The organism is Halomonas sp. GFAJ-1 (assembly GCF_000236625.2).
Lineage (GTDB): Bacteria > Pseudomonadota > Gammaproteobacteria > Pseudomonadales > Halomonadaceae > Vreelandella.
In genome coordinates this window covers 26,391-45,323 of record NZ_AHBC01000013.1, presented here as the reverse complement: position 1 = coordinate 45,323, position 18,933 = coordinate 26,391, and the positions used below count along the sequence as shown (strand labels likewise).

14 protein-coding genes are annotated in these 18,933 nt (G+C 55.4%); 11 read left to right on the top strand and 3 right to left on the bottom strand.

Translation table 11 applies throughout. The annotated features are described in order from the left end of the window. The first annotated feature begins 10 nt into the window (after positions 1 to 10). The 8 genes from MOY_RS03820 to MOY_RS03785 all read left to right on the top strand — a co-directional run bounded on the left by MOY_RS03820 (position 11) and on the right by MOY_RS03785 (position 12,654). Positions 11 to 2,017 (top strand): heme lyase CcmF/NrfE family subunit, encoded by a 2,007-nt coding sequence (locus MOY_RS03820; RefSeq protein ID WP_009096693.1) that lies wholly within the window; start codon positions 11 to 13, stop codon positions 2,015 to 2,017. Continuing rightward, entirely contained in the window at positions 2,014 to 2,541 is a 528-nt protein-coding gene (locus MOY_RS03815; protein ID WP_009096691.1) for a DsbE family thiol:disulfide interchange protein, read from the top strand. Before MOY_RS03820 ends, MOY_RS03815 begins: the two co-directional genes overlap by 4 nt. After that, entirely contained in the window at positions 2,532 to 3,002 is a 471-nt protein-coding gene (locus MOY_RS03810) for a cytochrome c-type biogenesis protein (RefSeq protein WP_009096689.1), read from the top strand. The genes MOY_RS03815 and MOY_RS03810 overlap by 10 nt, the downstream gene beginning before the upstream one ends. After that, a complete protein-coding gene (ccmI, locus tag MOY_RS03805) occupies positions 2,999 to 4,246 on the top strand; it encodes a c-type cytochrome biogenesis protein CcmI (RefSeq protein WP_009096687.1) in 1,248 nt (415 codons plus the stop codon). Before MOY_RS03810 ends, ccmI begins: the two co-directional genes overlap by 4 nt. A gap of 33 nt (positions 4,247 to 4,279) precedes the next feature. Then, positions 4,280 to 7,771 carry a chromosome segregation protein SMC gene (smc, locus tag MOY_RS03800; protein ID WP_009096685.1) on the top strand — a complete coding sequence of 1,164 codons (3,492 nt, stop codon included), beginning with the start codon at positions 4,280 to 4,282 and terminating at the stop codon, positions 7,769 to 7,771. A 552-nt stretch (positions 7,772 to 8,323) separates the two neighbouring features. Next, positions 8,324 to 10,255, top strand: a complete 1,932-nt coding sequence (gene zipA / locus MOY_RS03795; protein ID WP_009096683.1) for a cell division protein ZipA — start codon at positions 8,324 to 8,326, stop codon at positions 10,253 to 10,255. Positions 10,256 to 10,345: 90 nt separating this feature from the next. Continuing rightward, positions 10,346 to 12,382 (top strand): NAD-dependent DNA ligase LigA, encoded by a 2,037-nt coding sequence (ligA, locus tag MOY_RS03790; protein WP_009096681.1) that lies wholly within the window; start codon positions 10,346 to 10,348, stop codon positions 12,380 to 12,382. Continuing rightward, the gene (locus MOY_RS03785) at positions 12,379 to 12,654 is read left to right on the top strand and encodes a YheU family protein (RefSeq protein WP_009096679.1); all 276 of its coding nucleotides are present in this window, start codon (positions 12,379 to 12,381) and stop codon (positions 12,652 to 12,654) included. Before ligA ends, MOY_RS03785 begins: the two co-directional genes overlap by 4 nt. On the opposite strand, the gene mnmC is transcribed toward MOY_RS03785, so the two are convergent. Both mnmC and MOY_RS03775 read right to left on the bottom strand, forming a co-directional pair. After that, entirely contained in the window at positions 12,648 to 14,672 is a 2,025-nt protein-coding gene (gene mnmC, locus MOY_RS03780) for a bifunctional tRNA (5-methylaminomethyl-2-thiouridine)(34)-methyltransferase MnmD/FAD-dependent 5-carboxymethylaminomethyl-2-thiouridine(34) oxidoreductase MnmC (RefSeq protein WP_009096676.1), read from the bottom strand. The two genes, MOY_RS03785 and mnmC, sit on opposite strands and share 7 nt — an antisense overlap. A 169-nt stretch (positions 14,673 to 14,841) precedes the next feature. After that, entirely contained in the window at positions 14,842 to 15,141 is a 300-nt protein-coding gene (locus tag MOY_RS03775; protein WP_009096673.1) for a YciI family protein, read from the bottom strand. A gap of 167 nt (positions 15,142 to 15,308) precedes the next feature. Between MOY_RS03775 and MOY_RS03770 the strand changes: the two genes are divergently transcribed. The 3 genes from MOY_RS03770 to MOY_RS03760 all read left to right on the top strand — a co-directional run bounded on the left by MOY_RS03770 (position 15,309) and on the right by MOY_RS03760 (position 17,974). Next, on the top strand, positions 15,309 to 16,238 hold the full coding sequence (locus MOY_RS03770; protein WP_035539988.1) for a PHP domain-containing protein: 930 nt from the start codon (positions 15,309 to 15,311) through the stop codon (positions 16,236 to 16,238). Positions 16,239 to 16,318: 80 nt separating this feature from the next. Continuing rightward, entirely contained in the window at positions 16,319 to 16,942 is a 624-nt protein-coding gene (locus MOY_RS03765) for an L-threonylcarbamoyladenylate synthase (RefSeq protein WP_009096669.1), read from the top strand. Between the two features lie 255 nt (positions 16,943 to 17,197). Continuing rightward, a complete protein-coding gene (locus tag MOY_RS03760) occupies positions 17,198 to 17,974 on the top strand; it encodes a 5'-nucleotidase, lipoprotein e(P4) family (RefSeq protein ID WP_009096667.1) in 777 nt (258 codons plus the stop codon). A 56-nt stretch (positions 17,975 to 18,030) separates the two neighbouring features. On the opposite strand, the gene MOY_RS03755 is transcribed toward MOY_RS03760, so the two are convergent. Beyond that, positions 18,031 to 18,918 carry an ion transporter gene (locus MOY_RS03755; protein ID WP_009096666.1) on the bottom strand — a complete coding sequence of 296 codons (888 nt, stop codon included), beginning with the start codon at positions 18,916 to 18,918 and terminating at the stop codon, positions 18,031 to 18,033. Between the last annotated feature and the right edge of the window lie 15 nt (positions 18,919 to 18,933).

Sequence of the window (18,933 nt, the reverse complement as noted above, 5' to 3'; positions counted from 1 at the left end):
CGGAGCGCTCATGTTCATAAAAATGATTCCTGAAATTGGCCATTTTGCCCTGGTTATTGCCCTGCTAATGGCGATAGTTCAGTCGATTATGCCGCTTGCAGGGGCGGCGACCCGCCGCCCACTGTGGATGGCGTATGGTCGTCCTATGGCAGCCGGCCAGTTTTTCTTTGTCGCGATTGCTTATATCTGCCTTACAACAAGCTACATGCTGGATGATTTCAGCGTTGCTAACGTTGCCAACAACTCTAACTCGCTACTGCCCTGGTACTACAAGTTTAGTGCAGTATGGGGCAACCATGAAGGCTCGGTACTGCTATGGAGCCTGATGCTGGCGGGCTGGGGTTATGCGGCATCGGTGTTCTCAGGTGATTTGCCACGGGACATGGTGGCACGGGTTCAAGGCATCATGGGAATGGTCTGCGTTGGCTTCCTGCTGTTTATCTTAATGACCTCCAACCCCTTTGAGCGTCTACTGCCTAACATGCCGCAGGATGGTGCGGATCTAAACCCGCTGCTTCAAGATTTTGGCCTCATTGTGCATCCACCGATGCTGTATATGGGCTATGTCGGCTTTTCCGTTGTTTTTGCATTCGCTATTGCAGCGCTTTTAGGTGGGCGTTTGGATGCCGCTTGGACCCGCTGGGCGCGCCCTTGGACCAACTTGGCCTGGGCGTTTCTTACCGTAGGGATTGCGCTAGGTAGCTGGTGGGCCTACTACGAGCTTGGCTGGGGCGGCTGGTGGTTCTGGGATCCGGTCGAAAACGCGTCGCTGCTACCTTGGCTCACGGGTACGGCATTAATGCACTCGTTGGCGGTCACCGAAAAACGCGGCTCGTTTAAAAGCTGGTCGGTATTGCTGGCGATCTCCACGTTCTCGCTCTCCTTGTTGGGCACTTTCTTGGTGCGCTCCGGCGTACTGACGTCGGTTCACGCCTTTGCCAACGACCCTTCCCGCGGCTTCTTTATTTTGATGCTGCTAACCATCACGGTCACGCTCTCGTTGTTGGTGTTTGCACTGCGCGCGCCACGGGTTAGCCATAAAGTTGGTTTTAACTGGCTTTCACGGGACTCACTGCTGCTGATCAACAATATTCTACTGGTCATCATGACGGTGACGGTGTTGTTGGGAACCGTCTACCCGCTGATTCTAGACTCGATGGGGCTGGGTAAAATCAGCGTAGGGCCTCCTTACTTTAACGCGTTATTTGTCCCCCTTACGGTCATCATGTGTGTCTTTATGGGCTTAGGCCCCGTGGCCCGCTGGAAGAGCATGCCTGCGGGGGAGCTAGTGCGTAAGCTATGGCTGGCAGGGGCTGCATCGCTGGTATTAGGCGCGGCAATGCCGCTGCTATACGGCGGTGAATGGAACCTATGGGTGTCGTTAGGGATTATTTCAGCCCTGTGGATTGTCTTGCCCATGGTGCGCGATCTATTTGATAAAACGCGCCACGCCAGCTCGTTTTTGGCCGGCCTGCGCAAGCTCTCGTTGGCCTATTGGGGCATGGTGCTGGGCCACGTGGGTATTGCGGTGACGATTGTTGGGGTGGCGATTGTTTCTAACTACAACATCGAGCGTAACGTGCGTATGTCACCAGGCACCACGGTGGAGGTCGCGGGCTACCAGTTCACCATGACGGAGCTTACCAATCGCCGTGGGCCAAACTTTTTGGCAGACACATCGATTATCCATGTACAGCGTGGCGAAACAGGGCGTAGCTTCATCATGCGCCCGGAAAAACGTCTGTATTTGGCGACTGGCATGCCAATGACCCAAGTCGCTTTGCGTCCTGGCTTATTCCGCGACCTGTATGTGGCCATGGGTGAGGATCTAGAAGACGGCAGCTACGCCATGCGTGTTCAATATAAGCCGTTTGTACGCTGGCTGTGGCTGGGCGGATTGCTGATGTCCTTCGGCGGCATACTGGCCATAGTGGATAAGCGCTACCGTCGGGTGACTGCGCGTAAGTCCGCGCCTGCCGATGCTGCTCAAGCGCCGTCGAAGGAGGCTACGGCATGACCCGTCGCTTGCTACTGCTACTGCTGCCGGTTGGCTTTATCGGTATCGCACTGTTTCTTTATCAGGGGTTGGGGATTAATCCTTCTGACCGGGATTCTGCGCTGATGGCACGGGAATTCCCCGCCTTTGAGGCCAGCACTCTGCGCGATGCCAGCCGTCGCGTAGACCAGACGCTGCTCACCGGCGAGGTTACGCTTGTGAACATATGGGGAGAGTGGTGCCCCGCTTGTAAACAAGAAATGCCTCAGTTGCTGGCATTGGCTGATCATAATATCCGTATGGTGGGCATCAACTATCGCGATACCCGTGAAAAAGGGCTGGAATTTTTAAGCGAGTTTGGCGACCCCTTTGAGGTCAATATCTTTGATCCTGAAGGCAGCTTAGGCTTTGACCTGGGTGTTTATGGCGCGCCAGAGACCTTTTTAGTCGATGCCGACGGTGTGATTCGCTATCACCATAAAGGCTACGTATCGCCTGAAGATGTCCGCGAACGCATCCTGCCGGAGGTGGAAAAATGGCGTTAATTCGTACGCTTTCAGTTCTCTTGATGTTGCTCTTTACAGCCAGTGCAATTGCTGGCGGTATCGAAGTTAGAGAGTTTGATGACCCGGTAATGGAGAAGCGCTACCGCGACTTGACCGCCTCCATGCGCTGCCCGCTATGTGAAAATCAGGCCATCGATGACTCTGATGCACCTATCTCAGGTGATATGCGCGAGCGGGTTTACCTACTGCTTCAGGATGGCCAGTCGGACATCGAAATTATTGATCATATGGTGCAGCGATTTGGGGATTATATTCTTTACAACCCTCGCCTGGAAAACCGCACCTACCTGCTATGGGGGCTGCCCATTGGGCTGATTTTTGTGGGGATGCTGGTGGTCGTGTTAATGGTGCGTGCCCGCCGTAATGCCTCTGCAAAAGCCCTTAGCGCCGAAGAACGCGCCCGCCTAGATGCGCTGATCAACCGCGAGAGGTCCTCATGACACCGCTCTGGATAGCAATTGCGTTACTGTTACTGCCTACGCTATGGCTGTTAATAGCACCGATGCGTGGCGCCCGTAAGCTGAGTGATCAGCTACATCACTTTGAAGCTAACGATACCTCTGCTGAACAGAATGTGGCGATATTTAGACGCCGCTTAGCTTCCCTGGAAGCCGCCCGCGAACGCGGTGATATTGATGAAGCCCGTTTCGAAGAAGATCGGCTTGAGCTGGAGCGCAGCCTGCTGGACGACACGGTCGTTATTACTAAACGGCCGCTAAAAGCCGCGACTGCCGGTAAAGTTGTGGTGCCCGTGCTGATGGTGACGGTCGTCGTTGCAAGCGTGTTTTGGTACCAGCAGCACGGCGCTGAGGGCGATCTAACCCTATATGCTATTCAACAGGAGGTTAGAAACGACCCAGACGGCTCATTAGCCATGTATCTAGAACGCATGGAGGCCGAGGCCGCCCGTCAGCCTAATAACCCTAACGTGTGGAGCTTGCTCTTTCCGCTATACCGCGACTCAGGCCAGCCAGAACAAGCTGCCGCTGCCTTGGAGCGGTTAATCGAAATTGACGGCCGGATTCCGCCGCTGCTTGCCCAGTTAGCCCAGCTGCGATTCTTTATGGCCGAGCGTGAGCTGGTTCCAGAGGTTCAAGACTTAGTGGACGAAACCCTGGCGCAAGATCCGCGCCAGCCCACTGTGTTGGGTATCCTGGGCATTTATGCCTTTGATAACGGTGAATATGAAGCTGCTATTGATCACTGGCGCCGGGCTCTCGCTAATATTGAAGACCCCAATACAGCCTCTTCGCTGCGCGATGGTGTTCGCGTTGCCCAGCAGCGCTTAGGCATTGAGCCTGAAACAGCCAATGTAGAAGCCGCGCAAAGCCAGGGTATACGGGTAACCGTGTCGTTAGATGAGACCCTAGTGGGCAGTGTCGATGATGATGCGGCGGTGTTCATTACTGCACGGGATCGAGAAGGCGAGCTGCCGCCGCTAGCGGTGGTCAGTGCCCAGGTCTCTGAGCTGCCGATCACCGTGGTATTAGACGATACCGCTGCTATGTCGCCCGACGCGCAGATCTCCCAAGTGCGCGACGCGCGCCTGATGGTGCGTGTTTCGCCTTCTGGCCAGGCAACGCCTCAGCCAGGGGATTTGTTTGGTGACTTGGATAACGTTAGCGTAGGCCCAATTAGCGAAGATGAAGCGGCGAATGTCGTTATCAACCGCGTTTTTGAATAACCGCCACGTAAGTAGCTGCTAAGAAGGGTCGCAATGCGCTTAACCTCTATTCGTCTGGTTGGGTTTAAGTCCTTTGTTGACCCTGTCACCGTGCCCTTCGATGGCAATATGACGGCCATCGTTGGGCCAAACGGTTGTGGTAAATCCAATATCATTGATGCCGTGCGCTGGGTAATGGGGGAGTCCTCAGCGAAAACCCTGCGCGGTGAGTCAATGGCCGACGTTATCTTCAATGGCTCAACGGGTCGTAAGCCCATTGGTCAAGCGTCCATTGAGCTAAAGTTCGATAACCGTGATGGCGGCATGGGTGGCGTGTATGCCCAGTATTCAGAGATTGCCGTTAAGCGCCTAGTAACCCGAGATGGTCAATCCAACTACTTTTTTAATGGCCAGAAGTGCCGCCGTCGGGATATTGCGGATCTTTTCATGGGCACCGGCCTTGGCCCACGCTCCTACGCGATTATTGGTCAGGGAATGATTTCCCGGCTGATTGAAGCCCGGCCCGATGACTTGCGCGCTACGCTTGAAGAAGCCGCCGGTATTTCTAAGTACAAAGAGCGCCGCCGGGAAACTGAAAACCGCATGCGCCGTACTCAGGAAAACTTAGAGCGCCTGGATGATATTCGTGAAGAGCTGGATAAACAGCTGGAACGCCTTAAGCGTCAGGCAGAAGCGGCAAAACGCTATCAAGAACTCAAACAACAAGAGTACCGGCTAAAGGGCGAGCTTGCTCTATTGCGCGGTCGCACGCTGCGTATTGAGCAGTCCCATCAAGAAAGCCGCGTCCGCGAGTTGGAAATTGCCGTTGAAAAAGACGTTTTTGGCGTTCGCCAGTGCGAAACACGCCTTGAGCAAGCCCGTGAGCAGCACGATGAGCTGGCCGAGGTGCTTGACCGCCACCAGCAGCAGTTTTACGAAACCACTACGCGCATCGCCCGCCTAGAACAAGATCAAGCTCACCGTCGCAGCCGCGATGCGCAGCTAGCAAGCGATATCACCACCGCTCGTAGAGACCTGAGCGAACAGCGCCGGGTCAGCGAGGGCGACCAAGAACGCCTCGCGACAATCAACGCTCGCTTCGATGACCTACTGCCTGAACATGAAGCGCTTGAGGAGCAGCTGGAGATTCTTGAGCAAACCCTCGCTGACGCCTCCCCTGCGTTAGAAGCCGCCGAGCAGCAGTGGAGTGATGCCGAGAATCACTGGCGGGATGCCAGTCGTGAAGCCGACCGTAGCCAAGATCAGCTACGCAACTTAGAGCAGCGCATCACCCGCCTGCAAACGGAAAGCCAGCGGCGTCGGCAGCAGCAAGGGGAGTTGGCCGATGTCACCGTGCTACGTTCAGAACACGCCGAGTGTCAAGAGCAGCGTGACGAGGCGGAGCAGCGCAGCGGCGCATTTCAAGTTGAACGCGACCAGTGGCAGCAACGCTACAGCGATGCCAAAGCCGCCTACCAACAGGCTGTTCAGGCCCGCGACCAGCAGCGCGCCGAGTTAACGCAACGCCAAGGAGAGCTGGCTTCGCTTAATGCGTTAATTGAAGCTGCGTTGGCCGACCACGACCCAATGCTAGCGGATGTGTTAGCGGCCCATGACCTTACAGATGCCCCGCGCTTGGGAGAAGCCATTAGCGTCACCCAAGGGTGGGAGCGGGTGATCTCTTGGCTGCTTGAGCCGTGGCTAAATGCCCGCTTGGTCGCCACTGAGCAATTAAAAACCTTGCCTGAAGCGCTGGCGACTGACTGGTGTTTGATCGAACAAACGGCGTATTCACCGTCACTTCGCCACCGTCTAGATTCGCTGGTAACCGGCGCAGGTGCACTCGGCGAGTGGCTGGCACGTATTCACTATGCGGAAACCTCTCAAGACGCCGAGGCGCTGCTTGCGACCCTAGCACCGGGGGAGAGTGTGGTGAGCCGTGATGGGGTTTGGCGCGGACGTGGCTGGCTTCACCAGCAGGCCAATGGCGAAGGCGTGGATGCGCTTTTGGTAACCCGCCGCCGCTATGATGAGTTAGCCGCCCGTCGCGAGCAGGATGAAAAGGCGCTGGCACTGCTAGACGCGCAGTGTGACGCCGCTAGTGACACCATCGAAGCATTAGAGCATACCCGGGAGCAGCAGGCCTCAGAAGAGCGCGCTCATGCGGCGACGCTGCAGCAGTTAGCGGTTCAAGAGCAGCGCCTCGCCCAGCGGCTGGAGCATTTAGAGGGCCGTGCCAGCGAGCTTAACGATGAATTGGCACAGCTGCAGGAGGACGAGGCGGAACTAACGCTCACGCTAGAAGAGCAGCGTGCCCGCTGGCACAGTGCCATGGAGCAGTTAGAAGCCGCTGCTAACGCGCGTGAAGCTAGCGTTCAGCAGCGTAGTCGTCAGCGCGAGCAACGCGAGCAGCTCAACCAGCAGCACGCGCCCCTTAAAGCGCGCCAGCAGTCCCTAGCACTTGAGCGGGAAAGGCTAACTGCTGAACGCGATAGCCTACGTGCCCAGCAAGCCCGCAGTAGCGATAGTGAAGAGCGTCTGGCGCTGCGTATTGCCGAGTTAGAAGAAGCACGGGAAATGTTGGTAGAGCCGGTTGAACTTGCCGCCGAAGAACTTGAGGAGCTGCTTTATCAGCGCGAACAGCAAGAGCGACGCTTAAACGAGACTCGCCAAAAGGCCCAAGCCCTGGCTGAGCAACTGCGGAATGACGAGCTGGCCCGTCAGCAGCATGAACGTAACCTAGAGCAGAGCCGTGAGCAGCTGCAGCAGCGCCGCATGGAAGTGCAAGCGCTGGTGCTAAAGGCCGCTACCCAGGATGAACAGTTAGCCGAGCTTGGTCATGACGCAGAAACCCTTGCCGAACACTTGCCCCACGACGCCAGTGAAACCGCATGGCAGGAGCGTTTAGAGAGCACTACGGATAAAATTCGCCGCTTGGGCGCCATCAATCTTGCCGCCATTGAAGAGTACGACCAACAGGCTGAACGGCGTAACTACCTGGAAGCCCAACATGCCGAGTTAACCGAAGCGTTGGAAACGTTGGAGCGTGCGATTAAGCGTATTGATCAGGAAACCCGCGTACGCTTTAGGGAAACGTTTGAGCAGGTGAATACGGGGCTGCAAACGCTATTTCCGCGAGTATTTGGCGGCGGGGCTGCTTGGCTAACCTTAACCGGGGATGATCTTTTGGAAACCGGCGTGGCCATCATGGCCCGCCCGCCAGGCAAGAAAAACAGTACAATTCATCTTTTATCGGGGGGTGAAAAGGCGCTAACGGCGCTCTCCCTGGTCTTTGCGATTTTTCAGCTCAACCCGGCGCCGTTCTGTATGCTAGACGAGGTAGATGCCCCGCTGGACGACGCCAACGTTGGCCGTTATGCCAAGCTAGTCAAAGAGATGTCGGAAAGCGTGCAGTTTATCTACATTACCCACAATAAAATTGCCATGGAAGCTGCTGAGCGCCTGATGGGGGTAACGATGCAGGAGCCTGGGGTGTCGCGGCTAGTCTCGGTGGGGATTGATGAAGCCGCTGCACTGGTGGATTAGCATTTTCTCTGTACAGCTTTAACCACTAAGCGTCAGTGCATCACCGTACGCGAACAGAATCTTTTAGAGAAATTCGCAAGAAACAAAAATATTCACTAGCCTTACATTCAGCAATAGAAGCTGGGGTGATTCATCAGCGCTGAACACTGATCACTTTTGTTAAACTATTCAAACACCATGCTTCAAACGCCAGGGCAGTATCAGAAAAGTTAGATTCATACAGAATCAAGGATGTTGGATTTAAAGGCAGCTGGATTAACGAGTTAGAGGGACGAGCGGGCGGCCTTTCGCTTAGTGAATGAGCAAAGCCAAAGTGAAAAGATGCGGTACTTGATGTTAATAAGCACTAAAATTGCACTTTTCACGGTTGATACGGTCGGAAAATTGCCTTAAAAACATCTAATGCGTCGCACTAACGTAGAAAATAGCAAAAAGTGGCCCTTTTCGTAGCAATCGCGCTATGCTTGGTGATAATTAGTTACTATCCAAAAGGTTTCCGTCTTCAGGCATGGCGCCTTAGCAACCGGTTAAATGACCCATGGAATGCTCGACATGGAATTAAGAGAGTGGTTAATCATTCTAGGACTGGCGCTTGTTTCGCTTATCGTGGTCGACGGTGTGCGAAGACTCCAGCGTCAGCGTCGCGTCCCTCGACTGGACCAAGCAGTCAACGACTTACCGGCCGTTAAACCGGAGGAGTTCGATGACGATGCTAAAGAGGCCGAGATAAACTGGGAGTTACCCAACGGTGGCGCCAGGGTAGTTAAACCTGCTGACTACAGCGGGCTTGGAAAAAAGCCCAAGTTAGAGAGACAAGAGCATCCTGGGCCTTCCAAAGTGCTCAATGATTTTAAACACTCCTTTTCTAAAGCGATGCCTAAGCACAAATTTACGGCTAAGCAGAAAACTGCGTCTGTTCCACCTAAGACTGTATCTGCTCCACCTATTATCGAACCTCAGGCTAGCGCGCCCTCAACCCATGAGGTCAAGCACAGTGAGCAGCCAGCATTCGAGCAAGACCGTCGCGAGCCTAGCATGTCCATGGCCGATAACGACAGCCGGATGCCCTCAGCGACTGCTCAAGCAGCAACGATTCCTGAATCCATAATGCCTGAAAGCGTTGCTTCTGAACCAACTGTTTCTAAAACCACTGTCTCTGAACCAACGGTCTCTGAACCAACTGCTTCTGAAGCCATCATTGCTGATCAAAAACTAAAAAGTGAAAAAACCAAGGTAGAGCAAGCGCCGCCTCAGCCAGCTGCCCAAACTGCTGCGGCTAGCATTACCGCTACTGAACAGCCTGTTTCAGGTGTTGATACTCCATCTGCCACTCTTTCTACGGCAGAAGAAGCCCCCGCACAAACGGAGGCGCCAGAGCGCCAAGCAGAGCCAGAGCCCGTACTGCGTGCCGAGCCGGAAGATGCTGTGTTTGCCAAACACGCCTCTGATGCGCCTAAGCGCCGTCAGCTGCGCTCAGATACGGTGGGCGAACACGACGAGCTTGATGACGATGCCATTGATGAATACCGTCTGGTTGATTTTGAGGGTATTGGACGCTCCTTTAAACGCCGCTTGATTGAGCGCCGCAAGCAAAAAGCCATTAAGAAAGCTGAAAAAGCCAAGCGTGCCGAAGCATTAGCCAAACAGAAAGCTGAGCGCAAGGCCCTCGAAGCAGAGCAGCGCCGCGAGGCGAAAGAAGCCGCTGAAGCTGAAAAAGCCCGTATTGCCCAAGAGCGTGCAGAGGCCCGAGAAGCGGCGGCCAGCGCCGCGGAAGCTCAGCGAATTGCAATGCAGCAAGAAGCGCGTGAAGCTGCCGCTAGCTCTCCGGTGAGCCGCCATGATGAAGGACATTATCAAGGCCTCTCCGAGGGATATGCTAACGACTATTCCCAAGGTTACGACAGCGTCGATGAGTATGATGAATATGTAACCGATGCTTACACCGCCCAGGATCGCGTTGTACGTGCCCACCCAGCGCTTGAAAAGGCGTTACGCCACGACGTTAATGGCGCGCATGCCAAGGAAACGTTGACCAACGCCGATGAAATGGTCGTGATTAGCGTTCTATCACGTGATCTCGAAGGCTTTGATGGTGCCAAGCTACTTGAATTAATGATGGTATGCGGGCTGCGCTACAGCCGTGAAATGGGCGTTTTTCACCGGTTTGAAACGGAAAGCGCTGATAGTGAGCTGCAGTTCTCGATGGTTAACGTGCTTAAGCCCGGTACTTTCCCCATTGAGGAAATGGACGAGTTCGTTACCCCGGGTATTACGTTCCTGATGCCTCTACCCGGTGCGACGGATAGTTCCGCCGCTTTTGAGGCCATGGTGGAAACCGCTATGGTGTTGGTACGCCATATGGGCGGTGAGTTAAAAGATGAAAACCGCAGCGTGATGACCGCGCAAACCATTGAGTTTGCTCGCCAGCGAGTGCACGAGTTTGAGCGTCGCCACCGCCTGCACCGCCAATTGCAGGCACGTTAATCACCGCGTTGTTATAACACCCGCCTTCTACGAAGGCGGGTGTTTTTGTTATTAAACGTCTGTTTTACTTTGTATGCCGGAACCTCCTGAATGAGTCAGACTGACCCCCGTTTGCTTGAAGAAATTAGCCAGCTCCGCGCCGACCTAGATGATGCTAATTACCGCTACTACGTGTTGGACGAACCGAAACTGACCGATGCGGACTATGACCGAAAGCTTCAGCGCTTGACGCAACTAGAGGCTGAGCACCCTACGCTGATATCGCCAGATTCGCCCACCCAGCGTGTAGGTGCTGCACCGGCGGAGGGCTTTCCTGAAGTCGCCCATGCTATTCCCATGCTCTCATTGGATAATGCTTTTAGCCGTGATGATGTGGTGGCCTTTGCTGAACGGGTCGCCGAGCGCTTGGAGTGTGACGCAACAGAGATTGAGTTTAGCTGCGAGCCAAAGCTTGATGGCGCGGCGGTATCGCTAGTGTATGAGCAGGGCGTATTAGTGATTGGCGCCACCCGCGGGGATGGACGCACCGGGGAGGGAATTACCTCGAACTTGCGCACCCTGCGTTCTGTACCACTAAAACTGATAGGTAAAGACCTACCCGAGCTGTTGGAAGTGCGCGGCGAGGTGATTATGCGCCATGCGGGTTTTGAGGCGCTTAATGACCGTGCCAGGGATGAAGACAGTAAGGTGTTTGCCAACCCGCGCAACGCAGCCGCTGGCAGCTTACGCCAGCTTGACCCGCGTATTACCGCCACTCGCCCATTAGAGTTTCATGCTTATCAAGCGGCACGGTTGCAGCCTGATATGGGTGACACTACCCACAGTGCGCTGATGGCGCGACTATCGGTGCTTGGGTTTCGCACCAGCGCCGAGTTAAGCACTATGCGCGGCCCCCAGGCCGTCGCTGACTACTGCGAACAGCTAGGCGAAAAGCGTGATCAATTGGGCTATGACATTGATGGCGTTGTGATTAAGGTGAATGATCTTCGTCACCAGCGAGAGCTTGGCTTTGTGGCCCGTGCCCCGCGCTGGGCAGTAGCGTTTAAATTTCCTGCCCAGGAAGAGGTCACCACACTGAATGATGTAGAGTTTCAGGTGGGCCGCACCGGGGCTATTACGCCGGTCGCGCGGCTTGAGCCGGTTACGGTTGCCGGCGTAACGGTATCCAACGCGACACTGCATAACGCCGATGAGATCACCCGTCTGGGTGTGATGATTGGCGATACCGTCGCTATTCGCCGTGCAGGGGATGTTATTCCCCAGGTTGTGCGGGTGGATACCGATAAGCGACCGGCAGAAGCACGCACGATTACCTTTCCTGACCACTGCCCAGTGTGCGGCTCGGACATTGAACGCCTGGAAGGCGAAGCAGTTGCCCGCTGCTCGGGTGGGCTCTACTGCGCTGCCCAGCGCAAAGAAGCGCTAAAGCACTTCGCCAGCCGAAAGGCGCTGGATGTTGATGGGCTGGGTGAAAAGCTTATTGAGCAGTTAGTGGATCTAGACTGGGTGAAAACCCCGGCAGACTTGTTTCACCTGACGGCGGGGCAATTGCAAAGCCTGCCGCGCATGGGCGAGAAGTCGTCTACTAACTTGGTGAACGCGCTGGATAAGGCTAAAAATACTACCTTGGCGCGGTTTATTTACGCGTTGGGCATTCGTGAGGTGGGCGAGGCGACGGCGGCTAACGTGGCCAACCATTTTGGAACCTTGCAAGCGTTGCAAGACGCTGACCTCACTGCGCTAGAAGCAGTTAATGATGTGGGGCCTATTGTGGCAGCCCATATCCACACCTTCTTCCGCCAGCCCCATAACCTAGAGACCCTTCAAGCGCTGCTGGATGCCGGTATCACCTGGCAAGAGAGTGAAGTGACCCATGGGCCCACTCCCCTTGAAGGGCAAACCTGGGTGCTGACAGGTGCCATGGACACCATGACCCGGGACGAAGGTAAAGCGCGGCTGCAATTGCTGGGGGCTAAAGTGGCGGGCAGTGTCTCAAAGAAAACCAGCTGCTTAGTGGCCGGTGAGGCAGCAGGCAGCAAGTTAGCCAAAGCAGAGCAGCTGGGCGTTGAGGTCATTGATGAAGCGACGTTTATTGAGCGCCTAGCTGCCTGGGAGCAGAGCGAATGAGCCGATTTATCGAAGTGCCGGCGCGCATGCTGCCGCCGGAAACACTGAATGCCTTGTTGGAAGCGTTTGTCACCCGCCAGGGCTATGACACCACCGATACAACCGGCGAGGGTATGCACGGCTGGGTAGCCGAGGTGAAAAAACAGTTAGAGCGCCATGAACTGATTATTGCTCATGACCTGGAGCTGGAAATGACCGAAGTGATGACGCTCGCCCAATGGCGCTCCTTTGGGCGAGACCTAGCTGATGATGAGGAAGAGGGCGACTACTGAGCTCGCACCAGCGCGGTGATAATGCGCCGCCCAGGGTGCAGGTGATCTACCAGCGGTAACTCTAGCGGTAGCGGGTCGTCGCATACACTTGAGGCAATCACTTCGGCGCACAACGGGGCGCTGGCCAGCCCGCGAGAGCCATGGGCAGTGGAGATCCACAGTCCAGCGTAGTGCTCCCCGTTGATATTGGGCGCTTTTGAGGCATCTTTGCGCAGCACCGCGTAGTCGCGTTGCCAGGCAGCTGCCTTCGGCACTGGCCCTGCATAGGGGCTTTTATCTGGGCTTGCCGCGCGAACAGCAGCGCGGCCTCCCAGGGCGTCAGCACTTAACGCTAGGCCAGATGCTTCAAGCTCTGCGACCCACTCGGGTAGCGCCAGGCGCAGCTCGTCAATGTTGCGCTGGTGGTCGTCAGTGGTGACGTGGTGGGTGGCGTCATTGGGCACAAAGCTGGCGCCAAATGTCAAAACGCCTTCCAACGGTGGCGACACATAGCCACCGGCGCACACTACCCGCTTGGGGGCCTTTACTCCTTTGGGGAGGGGCAGTTCACTGACTTGGCCGCGTACCTGCTGCAATGGCAGTTCAGCGGTCTGTGCAAAACGGTTGGCAAGCGTCGCGTTGGCCACCACCACGTGATCAGCGCTGACGGAATTACCGCTAGCCATCTCAACCTGCCATTGGCTGCCTTCCTGGTGCAAAGCGGAGGCTTCCCCTTTATAGAGCGTGATATTGGCGTGTTCAAGCAGCTGCTCACACAACCGTTTGGGCTGAACCCAGCCCGCCTGGGGATAAAAAAGCCCGTGATCGGCTGATACCGGCACACCGCTGAGTTCGCTAAGTGCTTCTCTCTGGGCGGAAACCACGGTTTCTGGCAGTGGATGGCCGGCCATAAAGCGCTGTTGGCGAGCGGCCTCTTTGTCGCTTAAGGCTAACTGCACCACCCCGCAGGGCTGCCACAGAGGCATCTCAAGCGGCGTGCTGGAAACGAGCTGACTAAGCCAGCGCTGGCTGTAGAGCAATCCCGCAAAATAGAAGCGGCTTTGAGGGTTGGTTTCGGCGGCGAGTTTTACATACAACGCTCCCTGACGGTTGCCAGAGCCGCCTGCACCTGGGGCATCTCTTTCAATAACGGTCACTTTTAGCCCGCGTTTTGCCAGAGCCGCCGCCATGCTGCAACCGGCGATGCCGGCACCTATGACGACCACATGGTTAGCGGGCTTCGCCGCGGGGGGCGTGAACCATGGTGTTGATTGGCGGCGGGTGTCGCTAGGTGGCGTGTCGATAGAGCCTGCGAGCATTTCCCGTTTACGCCCAAACCCCGGCACCTTTTTCCAGTGAAACCCTGCTGCTTTTAAACCGCGTTTAACAATGCCTGCACAGGTGAACGTGGCAAAAGTAGCGCCCGGGCGAGAGCGGGCGGCCATGGCTTCAAACAACGCTGGCTGCCACATACCAGGGTTTTTAGAGGGCGCGAAGCCGTCTAAAAACCACGCGTCCACCAGGCCTGCTAATAGCGTCAGCCGTTCTGTGGTATCGCCAAAGTGCAGGTCTAGCGTGACACGCTCGCTAAGGTGTAATCGGTGGATACCGCTGACAGCCTCTGGCCATAGGGCACATAGCTGCTGTGAATAACGCGCGAGCGAAGGCCAGGCGCTTAACGCGCGGGTCAATGAGTCTCGGTCGAGGGGAAACATCTCTGTGGATAACAGATGCAGTCGCGCGTTGGCGGGTGCGTGCTGTTCAAAACAGGCCCAGGCGCAGAGCATATTTAACCCGGTGCCAAAGCCTGTTTCACCGATCACAAAGGCGCGGGTGTGCTGCCAAGTGGAAAAACGCTCGGGAAGATGATTGGCCCCTAAGAAGACGTGCTCGGTTTCCGCGCGGCCATCTTCCCGGGAAAAGTAGACATCACCGAAGGCATCCGAGTGGGGTGAGGCGTCGTTCCAGGAGAGCAACGGAACGCTTAACGCCGCAAGCGGGGGTAGGACAATGGGGCGTTGAACAGGGCGGTGGGTCACGCGGGTATCCGTGGTGATGAAGTAAATAATAAAAATTGGTTAAAAAATAACCAACTTGTTAATCGTGGCGCTATCGCTGGCTTATAGAAAAGCGTCCGCCGAGTTTTCACAGAGTTTTCCACAGGCTCTGTGAAAAAGACGTCGGTCCCTCCACACTCACTCTAATCGGTCAAGGCAAAACTTTCTTGAATGGCTTAACAATTACCTTGGCATACACCCCTGCAATGATATACGGGTCAGCGTCTGCCCAGGCTTGAGCGGCATCTAAGCTTTCAAACTCTGCGACCACTAAGCTGCCGCTAAAGCCGGCTTCACCTGGGTTTTCGGCATCAATGGCTGGATGGGGGCCTGCTAGCACCAAGCGGCCTTCATCGCGCAATGCCTCTAGCCGGGCGAGGTGGTCGGGTCGGGCCGCTAAGCGGCGCTCCAAGCTGTTAGATACATCTTCACTAATAATCGCGTATAGCATAGGTGTAACTCCTTGAATGCAAGAGGCGGTAGTTAAGCCGTAGGATTGACCGCCTCTACATTAGCGCGCACCATGGCGAGCGCCTGTGAACCGTTAACGGGGAAACAGGATGCCTGTTTGTGTATGACTCACCTATTCTGACAAACTCGCCACACGGCGTCATGCTTATGCCCCTACTTCCTGCAATTTCTTTGCCCCATGTGTTTGATGCCGACCAGCGTTACCCCGTGGATTTACACATGCACTCAACGGCGTCCGACGGCGCGCTTACCCCAACGGCGCTAGTAACGCTGTGCGCTGAGCGTGGGCTTAGCCACATGGCATTAACCGACCACGACACCATGGACGGCGTAGCCGAAGCGGCAGAAGCTGCTCAGCACGCAGGGCTATGCCTGGTACCTGGCTGTGAGTTATCCACCCGTTGGCAGGGAATTAATATTCATGTGGTGGCGCTTATGCCCGGCGGACTGCAGGGTTCTATGATAGAAGGGCTTGAACAGCAGCGCCTGGCACGCATACAGCGTGCCGAGGTGATTGCTGAGCGGCTGGAGAAAGCGGGGCTTGCCAATGCGCTTGAAAAAGCCCGGCAGCAGGCGGGTAGCGAGCGCCCCTTGGGTCGTCCTGATTTTGCCCGCGCACTGGTAGCCGAAGGCATGGTGCCTGACTGGGCGGGCGCGTTTAAGCGCTACCTAGGCAGCGGTAAAAAAGGCGATGTAAAAGCACTCTGGCCAGAAATTAGCGAGGCAGTAGGGTGGGTAGTAGCCTCGGGGGGCGTGGCGGTTCTCGCGCATCCGCTGCGCCACGGGCTAACTCGGCGCAAGCGCGGCCTGCTCATGGACACCTTCCAAGCAGCCGGTGGGCAGGGGGTAGAGCTGGTGAGCGGCCAGCAAAACCCTGACAGCACCCGTGACCTGGCACGCCAACTGGTCGAACGTGGCTTCTACGCCTCTATGGGAAGCGATTTTCACTTTCCCGGTAGCCACGCTGCCCCCGGTAGCATGAGTTTGATCCCCCGTACCGCTGCGCCGCCTATCTGGGAGCACCCGCGCCTCGCGCATCTGCGTGATGCGCCCAGTGGAATGCTGGCGCGTGGGTGACAAGCCTGCGAATCAGCTAAGCTGAACGGATCAAGCTAAAAAATACATAGCGAACATAGCCCTACCAGCAGGAGCAAGCGATGAGCCAATATTTCCAGATACACCCAGAAAATCCGCAAAAGCGTTTGATCGACCAAGCCATAGAAATCATTCGTAAAGGCGGTGTGGTCGCGTATCCGACGGACTCCGGCTATGCGCTGGGCTGCCACTTGGGCGAAAAAAAGGCGATTGAGAAAATCAAATGGCTGCGCTCTCTAGACGATAAACACAACTTTACGCTGGTGTGTTCGGATCTGTCTGAGATAGGCACCTACGCCAAGGTCGATAACGCCGTGTTTCGGCTGTTAAAAGCGCATACGCCTGGCCCCTATACCTTCATTCTGGATGCCACGACCGAAGTTCCGCGCCTATTACTGCACCCTAAGCGTCGTTCTATCGGGGTGCGCGTGCCGGACCACCGTATTACCCACGCCTTGTTAGCCGCGCTGGGCGAGCCGCTCATGAGCGTAACGCTTATCCCGGTCGGCGATGACCTGCCCATGAGCGACCCTGAAGAGATCCGCGAACGCTTTGGCGCCCATTTAGACGCCATTATCGACGGTGGTGCCTGTCATTTAGACCCCACCAGTGTGATCGACCTACGTGAGCTGCCGCCTAAAATCCTGCGCGAAGGCCGGGGCGATGTTTCGCCGTTTACGAGTTAATACCCTGCTAGCATTGATGACCAGCCCCCTGATGACGGGGGCTGTTTACGTTTACCTTCTGCATGTATCTATCATCCATCCAGAGCAGTGATAACAAGCGCATCAATAGTGCTTTCTTTGGCATGTCTCCTTTCTTATTTGAATGAGCAATAAAAATAAATTATGATGATAATGCTTAATGTCTATAATTAATTGTGATGAATGGTGTGGGGTTCCCCCGCGACTTGATAATCACCAATAACTGGAGATTGCTTAATGACGATATCTCGATACCGTAATGCTGCCACAGCAACGGCTTTCGCAAGCTTAGCGCTACTCCCGCTGTCGGGAAACGCTGTAGCCGATGACGCTAGTGCCTGTGAACAGACTGAATACGCCATGGGACTTCGTTACCAACAGCAATCCGCAGAAATAATTGCTTTACAGCGCCAAGGCTTCGAACTGGCGACCTATCGTCTGGAGAAACAGATTGAAGCGCATGGTGAAGGTGCCGACTTGGCCATCATTACCGATGTGGATGAGACCCTTATCGATAACAGTGCCCTATTAGTGCGCGATATGCAGGCCTGTCACGACTTCACTGTTTGGGATACTTGGCTGCATTGGGAGCGCGAAGGCGAGCCGCGTTTGATCCCAGGTGCCATGGAGTTCCTGAAGTTTGCCGATGAGCAGGGTGTGTCGATCTACTATGTATCGGATCGCTACCAAGAAAATAAAGCGGATACGCTGGCTACCATGGAAGCATTAGAGTTTCCCCAGGTATCTGACGAGCGAGTGATGTTGCTTGGCCCTCCGAAGACCGAGCGTCGCGCGATTGTCGAAGACAACCACACGCTTGTGATGCAGCTGGGCGATACGCTGCATGATTTCTCGGGTGACTTTGTCGACGCCAGCCTTGAAGAGCAGCGCGATCTGGTTAATGATCATGCAGAACGGTTTGGTAACGACTGGATTGTGTTCCCCAATGCGTCCTACGGAAATTGGAGCGGCGCGGAGCTTGAAGCTTGGCAAGCACCTTTTGAAGACGAGTAAGTTGTAGCTGCCCACTTGAAAGCTAGCCAGCTCGCTGAGAAGGCCCTAGTGCATGACTAGGGCCTTTTTTCGTTTTTGTGCTCTTTTTTCTTCTTGCGTGGATCTTCGCTCTCTTCGTCCAGCCATGTGCCGCAGCGCAAGCAGTAGCGGGCGCGCTTTTCGTGCCGGTCGTGGCCGCAGCCAGGGCAGGCTTCATCTGAATAACGATCCTCTCGAATAGAGCGTATTACCTGGGCCGAAAATACCCCTGTAGGTACGGCGATAATCGAGTACCCCAGCAGCATCAAAATCATAGTGATCGACTTGCCCAAGGGCGTGGCGGGCACAATGTCGCCGTAGCCTACGGTGGTCATGCTAACAATCGCCCAATAAATGGACATGGGGATGCTGGTAAAGCCTGCCTCTGGCGACTCAATGGTGTACATCAGCGCGGCAAACAGCGTAACAACCATCAGAATGCTGCTAAAAAACAGCAAAATCTGGCGTAGGCTACGTTTGAGCGCATCTATTAGCAGCCGCGCTTCGCCGACAAACTCCATTAAGCGTAAAATGCGGAAAATACGCAGCACACGCAGTAGCCGAACAATGACCAGCCCTTGAGCGCCGGGCACTAATAGCACTAGCCACGTGGGCAAAATGGCGATCAGGTCTATGATGCCGTAAAAACTTTTTAGATAGAGGGTTGGGCGTTCAAGGCAATAGATCCTCACTGCTAGCTCGATGGTAAATAGCAGGGTAAAGGCCCACTCCACATAGAAAAAAATAGCGCCATAGCGCGTGGCGTAGGCTTCCACGCTGTTTAGCAGTATTACCGCTACACTCATCAAAATGGCAATAATCAGCGCAAGATCAAATGCCTTGGCCCCCGGCGTATCCGACTCAAAAATAATATGGAAAAGCCGCGTGCGCAGCCCCTCTGCACCGGGGGTTAAATGAAAGCTCATCGTGTCATCCTGAAG